We start from the raw sequence: 9,585 nt of genomic DNA, 5'->3' as shown, positions 1-9,585 counted from the left end.
GCCCGCGCCAGTGCCGGAAGAGCGGCCGGGACACCGTCCAGCGCCTCTCCGGGGTGGGACTTCTCCGTGTGCAGCTTTTCGGAACGCTTGACGGCATCCCACTTCAGGACGATCTCCTCCACCGTTGCCGGGAAGGTTTCCTGCARCGAGCCGTCKGGCCGGAACACGTGAGGGTTGCGGCGGATCATCTTGGCRGYGAGGCCGCGGGCGACGYCGTCGAGGTCAAAGGCGCCCCGTTCTTCGGCCAACCGGGCGTGCAGGACCACCTGGAGCAGCACATCACCSAGTTCGGACTTCAGTTCGGCATCGCCGCCGGCGGTCTCGATGGTTTCGGCGACCTCGTGGGCCTCCTCGAGGAGGTACTCCACGAGGGACTCGTGGGTGAGKGCACCCATCCAGGGGCAGTGCTCGCGCAGCGCCGCAATCACAGCGACAAGCCCCTGGACGGGTGAWGKKTCYTCGTTAGCCAAGGTCGGCRTAGGCCTCGTTGATGTATTCCACCARTGCTTCCTTCTCCTCGAGCGGGAGGAARGCGGCCTCGGCCGCGTTGAGCGTCAGTTCCAGCAGGTCGTCRAGGTCGTAGTCGAATGTCTCGACCAGGAGCTCGAACTCGTCCGTGAGGGTCACGCCGCTCATGAGGCGGTTGTCGGTGTTGATGGTGACGTTGAAGCCYAGCTGGTAGAGCATGTCCAGCGGGTGGCTTTCGATGCCCTCRCCGAAGCCGGCRATCGCACCGGTCTGCAGGTTCGACGACGGGCAGATCTCCAGCGCGATGCCGCGGTCGCGCACCCAGCTGGCAAGCTCGCCCAGGGTCACCATCCCGATGGTGTCRTCGACTTCGTCCTCGGAGCCGTCYCCGGCGTCGTCGGCGTCTTCGAATTCGATCGTGACGTCCTCGGCGATCCGCACACCGTGGCCCAGGCGCAGGGCCCGGCCATCCACGAGGGCCGACTGGATGCTTTCCAGGCCCGCGGCCTCGCCGGCGTGGACCGTGGCCGGGAAGTTGTGCTGGGCGAGGTAGGTGAAGGCGTCTTTGAAGCGGGAGGGCAGGAAGCCGTCCTCGGCTCCGGCGATGTCGAAGCCCACGGCACCGTTGTTGCGGTGACGGACCGCCAGTTCGGCGATCTCCTGCCCGCGGTCGGCGTGGCGCATGGCGGTGATGAGCTGGCCCACCTGGATGTCGCGGCCGGTTTCGGCGACGGCGTCCACGCCGGCTTCCAGCCCGGCCTGCACGGCCTCCACCACTTCGTCCAGGTTCAGGCCCTTCTGCAGGTGCTGTTCCGGGGCCCAGCGCACTTCGCCGTATACGACGCCGTCGTCGGCCAGGTCTTCGACGAATTCCTTCGCGACGCGGAACAGGCCTTCCTTGGTCTGCATCACGGCGATGGTGTGGTCAAACGTTTCCAGGTAGCGGACCAGGGAGCCGGAATCGGCGGACTCGCGGAACCACTCCCCCAGSGCTACGGGATCCGTGGACGGCAGCGTGTGGCCCACAGCCTCCGCAAGTTCAATGATGGTGGCCGGCCGGAGCCCGCCGTCCAGGTGGTCGTGAAGGGAAACCTTGGGAAGGGCCTTCAGGTCGAATTCGAGGTCAGGGGCAGCGTCAGGAATAGTCTCAGTCACGTTCCAACCATAGGGTCGCGGGGCGCCGGATGCTACTTTCTGGATGCTCCGGCCTCGGTGGACGGACCGGCCAGGATGGTGCCGTGCATCCCGGAAGCCTGTTCCCGGGGAGCGTGCTCATGGCTGGGCCCGGCGTCGGCGGGGACGGGCTGGGCGTCGCCGTGGCTGGGCCCWGCGTCGTTGCGGCCGAGGCGCTTGTGCCACCAGCGCAGGAGGTGGTCGATCAGGACCCCGAGCACGATCGCGAATACCACCGCGATCCCCGCGCTGAGCAGCGGGTTGTGGTGCAGCCACGGGAAKGAACTGGCCAGGACGCCGATGCCGATCGAGTAGGCGACCCATGTGAGGCACGCGAAGGCGTCCAGGAAGAAGAACCTCCGGTGCGGGAACGCCGTCGTGCCCGCCACGTAGTTGACGGCGACCCKGCCCCACGGGATGTACCGGGCGGTGAAGATCAGGACGGCGCCGCGCTTCTCGAGTTCATAGTGGGCCCACCCAAAGACCTTTTGGACCTTCGGTTTGCGCATCCAGCGGAACCGTTCGAGGCCAATCTTCCGGCCGAGCATGTAGGCCATGTTGTCGCCCGCCATGGCTCCGACGAGCGCCGTGAGGCCCAGGATCCACAGGTTGGGCTGGCCGCTGTGCAGCGAGTACGCCGCAAGGGCAACGATCAGGGTCTCGCTGGGGACCACCATCGCGAAGCCRTCCACGAAGAAGAAAACCAGCAASAGGGGGTAGATCCACCACTGGCCAGCGGCATGGAGCACGGCCTCGTTAATGAACTCCATGCGGGTGGTGCTCCTTGATGACTGGAAACGGACAACTAAGCCGTAACGGACAAGCGATGACGGTGGGTGGTGCCTCGGACGAAATGCGGCCAACGAACGTGACCCAAATCGCTCCTAAGTGTCCCATGGGCGGGCCCAATCCGCCTAGGACTCGGCGGGCGGAACGGATTGGGTCGATTCCTCGGGGACGCGGCCCCGCACCTTGCCGATCACGAAGTCCACGGCGACGCCCAGGACGACTGCGCAGACGATCGCAATGGCCGCGCCCAGCACATGGTTTTTCTCAAACCACGGCCCAACAAACAGCCCGATCCCCACCGAGTAGCCGGCCCACARCAGCGCCGAAAGCACCGTCAGGCTCATGAAACGGGGCCGCGGGTAGTGCGTGGCMCCGGCAGTCAGGTTGACAGCCACCCGTCCGATCGGGACGAAGCGCGCCACGAGGATCAGGGACGCAGGCCGTTTCCGCAGTTCCCGTCCGGCCCAACGGAAGGCCGCCTGCATCTTGACGCCGCGCTGCCAGGCCCAGCGCCGCGTCCCGGTCCTGCGGCCGATCAGGTAGGCGAGGTTGTCGCCCACCCAGGCCCCGGCAGCGGCGGTGGCGATCAGGAGGAAGGGATTGGGAACACCCGCGGTGGCGGCGACGGCGGCCAGGCCCACCACCACGGATTCGCTGGGGATCGGMGGGAAGAAGCCGTCGATCACGCAGCACGCGAAAACGAGRACCAGAACCCAGGGTTGCCCTGCGGCGGCGAGGATGAAGTCGTTGATTGCCTGCACAGCTTCCTAACGCGCGGCGGGGCCAGATAGGTCCTTCAAAGCAGAGATACTTCAAACGCAGGCTCGGCCGGAGCCGKGCCTGCGYTTGAAGTGTACTGCTGTGGGGTTAGTGTACCGCCGGCCCCGCTCGCGCCGCCGAWAYGCCGCGGACACGCCCGTTGCCCTATCACTTATGGCGGCTAAACCAGGGGTTTGGGGACCATAGGTGATAGGGCAACCGGGGTGGGGCTTAGGCGATGCGGTCGATGATGAGCTTCTGGGCGGGCCGGGAGCCCTCCGGCGCGATCACCGCGGCGCGCTCCAGGGCTTCCTTGGCGCGCTCGAACTTCTCCGGGGTGTCCGTCAGGAGGGTCATGAGCGGTTCGCCCGCCTTGACCGTGGCGCCCGGCTTGGCGTGCATCCGCACCCCGGCGCCGGCCTGGACCTGGTCCTCCTTGCGGGCACGTCCGGCRCCGAGCCGCCAGGCCGCRACGCCGACGGCCATCGCGTCGAGTTCCACCAGGACGCCGTCGGCCGCGGCGTAGATGACCTCGGATTCCTTGGCGACCGGGAGCTTGGCTCGCGGGTCGCCGCCCTGCGCCTCAATCATTCGGTTCCACACATCCATGGCCCGGCCGTCCCGGAGGGCGGCCCGGGGRTCGGCGTCRCGGACGCCGGCGCAYGCCAGCATTTCCTCCGCGAGCCGRACGGTGAGTTCGACGACGTCTTCCGGGCCGCCGCCGGCGAGGACCTCSACGGATTCCTCRACCTCRATCGCGTTGCCGGCGGTGAGGCCCAGGGGCGTGTTCATGTTGGTCAGCAGGGCCACGGTGTTGACGCCGGCGTCCTTGCCCAGGGCCACCATGGTTTCGGCCAGTTCGCGGGCCCGGGCCTCGTCCTTCATGAAGGCGCCGCTGCCCACCTTGACATCGAGAACGAGCGAGCCGGTGCCTTCGGCGATCTTCTTGCTCATGATCGAGGACGCGATCAGCGGGATGGCYTCSACGGTYCCGGTGACRTCRCGCAGCGCGTAMAGCTTCTTGTCCGCCGGGGCCAGTCCCGCGCCGGCAGCGCAAATGACCGCGCCGACGTCCTGGAGCTGGGCCATCATTTCCTCRTTGCTCAGCKCYGCACGCCAGCCCGGGATGGCCTCGAGCTTGTCCAGGGTGCCGCCGGTGTGGCCGAGGCCGCGGCCTGAGAGCTGCGGCACGGCCACGCCGAASACCGCCACCAGGGGCGCCAGCGGGAGGGTGATCTTGTCCCCAACGCCGCCGGTTGAGTGCTTGTCCGACGTCGCCTTCATGCCGCCGTCGGGCCGGCGCAGGCCGGAGAAGTCCATCCGTTCGCCGGAGGCGATCATGGCCGCCGTCCAGCGGGAGATCTCGGCCCGGTCCATGCCGTTGAGCAGGATGGCCATGTTCAGGGCAGCCATCTGCTCATCGGCGATGGCGCCGCGGGTGTACGCGTCGATCGTCCAGTCGATCTGGGCCGGGCTGAGCACGCCCTTGTCCCGCTTGACGCGGATGATGTCGACGGCGTCGAACGCTTCGGTGTTGCCTGTTGTCTGTGTCGGAAGTGTCACCGGGGTTCCTCCAGGTGTTGGGGGCCAAAGGCATCGGGAAGGACCTGGTCCATGGTCTTGATTCCCTGCGTGGTCATGAGCTCCATGTCGGGAGCCCGGAATTCATAGAGCAGCTGGCGGCAGCGCCCGCACGGCATGAGGACGTTCCCGCCGGCGTCGACGCAGTAGAAGGCCCGGAGCAGTCCCCCGCCGGTCATMTGCAGGTTGCCCACCAGGGCGCACTCGGCGCACAGGGTCAGCCCGTAGCTTGCGTTCTCCACGTTGCAGCCGCTGACGATCCGRCCGTCCCCGGTGAGGGCRGCTGCCCCCACCGGAAACTTCGAATACGGCGCGTAGGCGTTCTTCATGGCGGACACTGCCGCGGCTTCGAGCGCCGCCCAGTCCACCGCGATGTCCACCACGGTCAGCCCTTGACGTAAGGAATGCCGTCGGCWGCCGGCGGCCGGGAACGGCCAACCAGTCCGGCCACGGCAAACACGGTCACGACGTACGGCAGCATGGCCATGAACTGGCTCGGCACGGGGGTGCCGATGATGGTCACGATGCTCTGCAGGTTGTCGGCGAAGCCAAACAGCAGCGCGGCGAAGAACGCCCCGATCGGGTTCCAGCGGCCCAGGATCATGGCGGCAAGGGCGATGAAGCCGCGGCCGCCGGAGATTTCCTTGGTGAAGCTGTCGATCGCCACGAGGGTGAAGAACGATCCGCCGACTCCGGCGACGGCCCCGCCGATCGTTACGTTCCAGAAGCGGGTCGCGTTAACCTTGATGCCCAGGGTGTCGGCCGCCTGCGGGTGCTCGCCGACGGCGCGGACGCGCAGGCCCCACTTGGTCTTGAACAGCCCGATCCAGATCACAATCACGGCCACATACATCAGGTAGCCCACCACGGACTGCTTGAACAGGATGGGCCCGATCACCGGGATGCTGGACAGAACCGGGATATCGATGATGGGCAGCTCGGCGGGCGAGTTGTACTTCTCCGGGTCCGACTGCATCACGGTGGTGAACAGGAATCCGGTGAGCCCGGAGACCAGGACGTTGAGCACGACGCCGACGATGATTTGGTTGACCACGTACTTGATGCTGAACACCGCCAGCACCATGGAGACCAGGGCGCCCGCCACGGCGGCCGCAAGCAGGCCCAGATAGGGGTTGTGCGTCAGGCTGGCGACGAGCGCGGCCGTGAAGGCACCGCCCAGGAGCTGGCCTTCGATGGCGATGTTCACGACGCCGGCGCGTTCGCACAGCACACCTGAGAGGGAGCCGAAGACGATCGGCACGGCGAGTGTCACGGATCCGGCGATGAGGCCGGCGAGCGAAATGCTGGGGGTCCGGGCGCCGCCCACCACCCAGATCAGGAACGCGACCACGAACACGACGGTGAACACGGCCGGCACCCAGCTCGGGGGCCGGGCGTTCCTCTTCGCCTTCAGGACCAAGGCGTAGCCTGCGAGGACCAGCAGGACCAGGGAGAGCACCATGCCGGACAGGAATGCGGGGACTTCGATCGCGGGGATCTGGAAGAAATCTCCGCCGGAGGAAACGCCGAACTTGGCGTTCGCCTGCGGGCCCAGGAGGCCGAAGAAGATGAAGGCGATGGTGGCAAGCACCGACAGGGTTACCGGCAGCTTCCAGGTTACGGGCTTCGCGGAGACAGCGGGCTTGTGGCCCTTGTCCGGCTGGGATTCCCCCTGAACGGGTGAGGTTGCTGTTGTGCTCATGCGGCACCTCCGGTGGTTGCGGCCTGTTTGGTTTTGCCGGCGGTCGCGGCCTTCTTCTTGCGCGGGTTCAGTCCGAAGATCGCCCGGACCAGGGGCGGCGCCGCGATGAACAGCACAATGAGCGACTGGACCACGAGCACGATGTCGATCGGCGTTCCGGTCTGGATCTGCATCTGGACGGCACCGGCGCGGAAGGCGCCGAACAGCAGGCCGGCGGCAAACGTGCCCCACGGCGACGAGCGTCCCAGCAGCGCTACCGTGATCGCGTCAAAGCCGTAGGTTGCCGCGACACCATCGGTCAGGACCTTTTCGGTGCCTGCCACCTGCGCCACRCCGGCCAGKCCGGCCARGCCACCGGCAATGGTCATCACCAGGATCGTGGCCCGGGAGACGTTAATGCCGGCAGTCAGGGCAGCCTTGGGGTTGGCCCCGACGGCCCGGAACTCGAAGCCCAGCGTGGAGCGGTTCAGCAGCCACGAAACAAACACCGTGGCCGCAATGGCCAGCAGGAAGCCCAGGTGCAGCCGGTACTGGCCGCCGAAGAGCAGCGGGTATACCGCGCTGGGGTCCAGGATCGGCGAGATCGGGGTGTCCGCCCCCGGACGCTGGAACAAGTCGGTGTCGAGCAGGTAGCGCAGGAAATAGAGCGCGATGTAGTTGAACATGATGGTCACGATGACTTCGTGGGCGCCCGTCCTGGCTTTGAGCACGCCGACGATGCCGCCCCARACGGCGCCGCCGAYGACGCCKGCCACGAGGACCAGCAGCAGGTGCAGSCCMAGCGGCAGGTGCAGCGCGAAGCCGACCCACGAAGCCAGGATGCCGGCCATGATGATYTGGCCCTGCGCACCGATGTTGAACAGGCCTGCCCGGAAGGCCAGKGCGACGCCCAGGCCGGCTGTGATCAGCGGRGTGGCGATGGTCARYGTCTCCATGAGGGGCGCGAACTGTCCGGCCRCTCCGGYCCCRYGGGGGTTGAAGACCGCGCCCTGGAAGAGGGCGACGTASGARYCGGTGGCGGCGGACCAGACGGCGGTGAGGAAGTCGCTGGGCCGGGCAAAGAGATAGCCGGCSGTGGTGCCGACAACCTTGTCCGTCATGGCGATGAGCAGGCCGCCCAGGATCAGTGCCAGCAGCACCGCCAGGATGGTCACTATCCCGTTGCCGGTGAAGATCTTGCGCAGCAGCGACTCGTCTTCCGGGGCRCCGGGAAGGGTTCCGCTCTGGGCCGAGACCGGAACGGCTGATGGCTGGTGGGCACCTCCGGCGGTGTCCAGCGAGGTGACGAACTCGGCGTCGTCCTCCAGCGGTTCAGGCTCCACCTCGGTGGTTATGGCTGCCGGAATCCGGTCCGGGTCCGGTGCGGCCGCGGGCCGCGGCTCGGTGTTCTCACTCATGGTGGTCTCCTACGGCGCCGGAGCGGGGCTCCTGCACGGACGGGGCGGCGGGCGCCGGGTTCGTTGCTGGGGTGTCGGCAGTGTTTTCGGCAGCGTTCGCCGTGCTGTCTTCGACGGATTGCGCCGGTTGTTTCTCCGCGGCTTCGGCCTGGGCCTCGTCCGGGGAAACACCGGCCATCATCAGGCCCAGGACRTCGCGKCCGGTGCCGGCCGGGACGATCCCGACCAGCCGGCCCTTGTAGAGCACGGCGATGCGGTCGGCGAGTTCAATGACTTCGTCCAGTTCCGTGGAGACGATCATSACSGGCGTGCCGTGGTCCCGTTCCGCGACGATGCGCTTGTGCAGGAAYTCGATGGAGCCGACGTCCACGCCGCGCGTGGGCTGGGAGGCGATGAAGAGCCGCAGCGGCCGGGAGAGCTCMCGCGCCATGACGACTTTCTGCTGGTTGCCGCCGGACAGGGTGCCCGCGGCAAGCATGCCGGACGGGGTSCGGACGTCGAATTCCTCAATCCGGGTCTTGGCGTTCTCCAGGACCTTGGCCGGGCTCATGCTGATGCCCTTGGCGAACGGTGCCTGGTCGTAGCGGTCCAGGATCAGGTTCTCGGCGATGGAGAASGTGCCGATCAGCCCGTCGAGCGAACGGTCCTCCGGGACGAATCCGACGCCGGAGTTGAGGACGTCCTTGACGCTTTTGCCCAAGAGTTCCTCGCCGTCGAGGGTGATCGAGCCGTGGGCCCTCTCGTGCAGGCCCAGGATGGCCTCGGTCAGTTCGGTCTGGCCGTTGCCCTGGACGCCRGCGACGGCGAGAATCTCKCCGCGGGCGATCCCGAAGCTGATGCCGTCCACGACGTGCTGGCCGCTGGGCGCGATCACGGTGAGRTCCTTGACCTCGAACGTGGTTTCCTGGGGCTGGGCGGGAGCCTTGTCCAGGGTCAGGCTCACGGCGCGGCCCACCATCATGGACGCCAGCTCGGTGGTGGAGGCGCCGGGATCGGCCGAGCCCACTACTTTGCCGCGCCGGATGACGGTGATGGTGTCCGAAACGGCCTTGACCTCACGGAGCTTGTGGGAAATGAAGACGATGGAGGTTCCGTGGCTCTTGAGCTGGCGCATGATGTCCAGCAGCTCATCGGTGTCCTGCGGCGTCAGGACGGCCGTGGGCTCATCGAGGATGAGCACCTTGGCGTCGCGGACGAGCGCCTTGATGATTTCGACGCGCTGCTGCACGCCCACGGGGAGGTCTTCGATCAGTGCGTCGGGGTCGACGTCGAAGCCGTAGCGGTCGGARATCTCCCGGATCTTCCGGCGGGTGTCCTCCAGGTCCAGGAATCCACCAGTTTTGGTGGTCTCCGCTCCCAGTGCGACGTTCTCGGCGACGGTAAAGACGGGGACMAGCATGAAGTGCTGGTGCACCATGCCGATGCCGGCCGCCATCGCGTCGCCGGGGCCGCGGAAGGTGACAGGTTTGTCGTCGATCAGGATTTCGCCCTCTGTGGGCTCGTACAGTCCGTAGAGGACGTTCATCAGCGTGGACTTGCCAGCGCCGTTCTCGCCGAGCAGACAGTGGATCTGCCCGGGTTCAACAACCACATCGATGTGATCGTTTGCTACCAGGGAGCCGAAGCGTTTTGTAATGCCCTTGAGTTCAAGTTTCAAAACTCTGACCAATCTCGAGATGTCCGGAAGGCTTGATCCRGACGCGTAGTGGGGGCTGC

General features: G+C 66.9%; 9 protein-coding genes. All 9 read right to left on the bottom strand.

What is annotated here, in order from left to right:
- Positions 1 to 395: MazG nucleotide pyrophosphohydrolase domain-containing protein (locus AC1DEY_RS14740; protein ID WP_476868588.1), on the bottom strand; the 395-nt coding region annotated here is incomplete at its 3' end.
- 67 nt (positions 396 to 462) lie between these two features.
- A complete protein-coding gene (locus AC1DEY_RS14735; protein WP_476868584.1) occupies positions 463 to 1,623 on the bottom strand; it encodes an adenosine deaminase in 1,161 nt (386 codons plus the stop codon).
- A 32-nt stretch (positions 1,624 to 1,655) separates the two neighbouring features.
- Positions 1,656 to 2,411: a DedA family protein gene (locus AC1DEY_RS14730; protein ID WP_476868583.1), complete on the bottom strand. Its 756-nt coding sequence runs from the start codon at positions 2,409 to 2,411 to the stop codon at positions 1,656 to 1,658.
- A 144-nt stretch (positions 2,412 to 2,555) separates the two neighbouring features.
- Positions 2,556 to 3,191 carry a DedA family protein gene (locus tag AC1DEY_RS14725; RefSeq protein WP_441410265.1) on the bottom strand — a complete coding sequence of 212 codons (636 nt, stop codon included), beginning with the start codon at positions 3,189 to 3,191 and terminating at the stop codon, positions 2,556 to 2,558.
- A gap of 229 nt (positions 3,192 to 3,420) precedes the next feature.
- The gene (locus tag AC1DEY_RS14720) at positions 3,421 to 4,752 is read right to left on the bottom strand and encodes a thymidine phosphorylase (RefSeq protein ID WP_476868582.1); all 1,332 of its coding nucleotides are present in this window, start codon (positions 4,750 to 4,752) and stop codon (positions 3,421 to 3,423) included.
- The gene (locus tag AC1DEY_RS14715) at positions 4,749 to 5,153 is read right to left on the bottom strand and encodes a cytidine deaminase (protein ID WP_476868581.1); all 405 of its coding nucleotides are present in this window, start codon (positions 5,151 to 5,153) and stop codon (positions 4,749 to 4,751) included. The genes AC1DEY_RS14720 and AC1DEY_RS14715 overlap by 4 nt, the downstream gene beginning before the upstream one ends.
- Before the next feature lie 2 nt (positions 5,154 to 5,155).
- Positions 5,156 to 6,472, bottom strand: a complete 1,317-nt coding sequence (locus AC1DEY_RS14710; RefSeq protein WP_476868580.1) for an ABC transporter permease — start codon at positions 6,470 to 6,472, stop codon at positions 5,156 to 5,158.
- A complete protein-coding gene (locus AC1DEY_RS14705) occupies positions 6,469 to 7,869 on the bottom strand; it encodes an ABC transporter permease (protein ID WP_476868579.1) in 1,401 nt (466 codons plus the stop codon). The genes AC1DEY_RS14710 and AC1DEY_RS14705 overlap by 4 nt, the downstream gene beginning before the upstream one ends.
- Complete coding sequence (locus tag AC1DEY_RS14700; RefSeq protein ID WP_476868578.1) at positions 7,862 to 9,526, bottom strand: ABC transporter ATP-binding protein; 1,665 nt, start codon at positions 9,524 to 9,526, stop codon at positions 7,862 to 7,864. The genes AC1DEY_RS14705 and AC1DEY_RS14700 overlap by 8 nt, the downstream gene beginning before the upstream one ends.
- Between the last annotated feature and the right edge of the window lie 59 nt (positions 9,527 to 9,585).

The sequence above is a fragment of the Arthrobacter sp. 05T47 genome (assembly GCF_056395825.1).
Note: the sequence above shows the minus strand (reverse complement) of the source record. Positions and strands in the feature narration are given on the sequence as shown.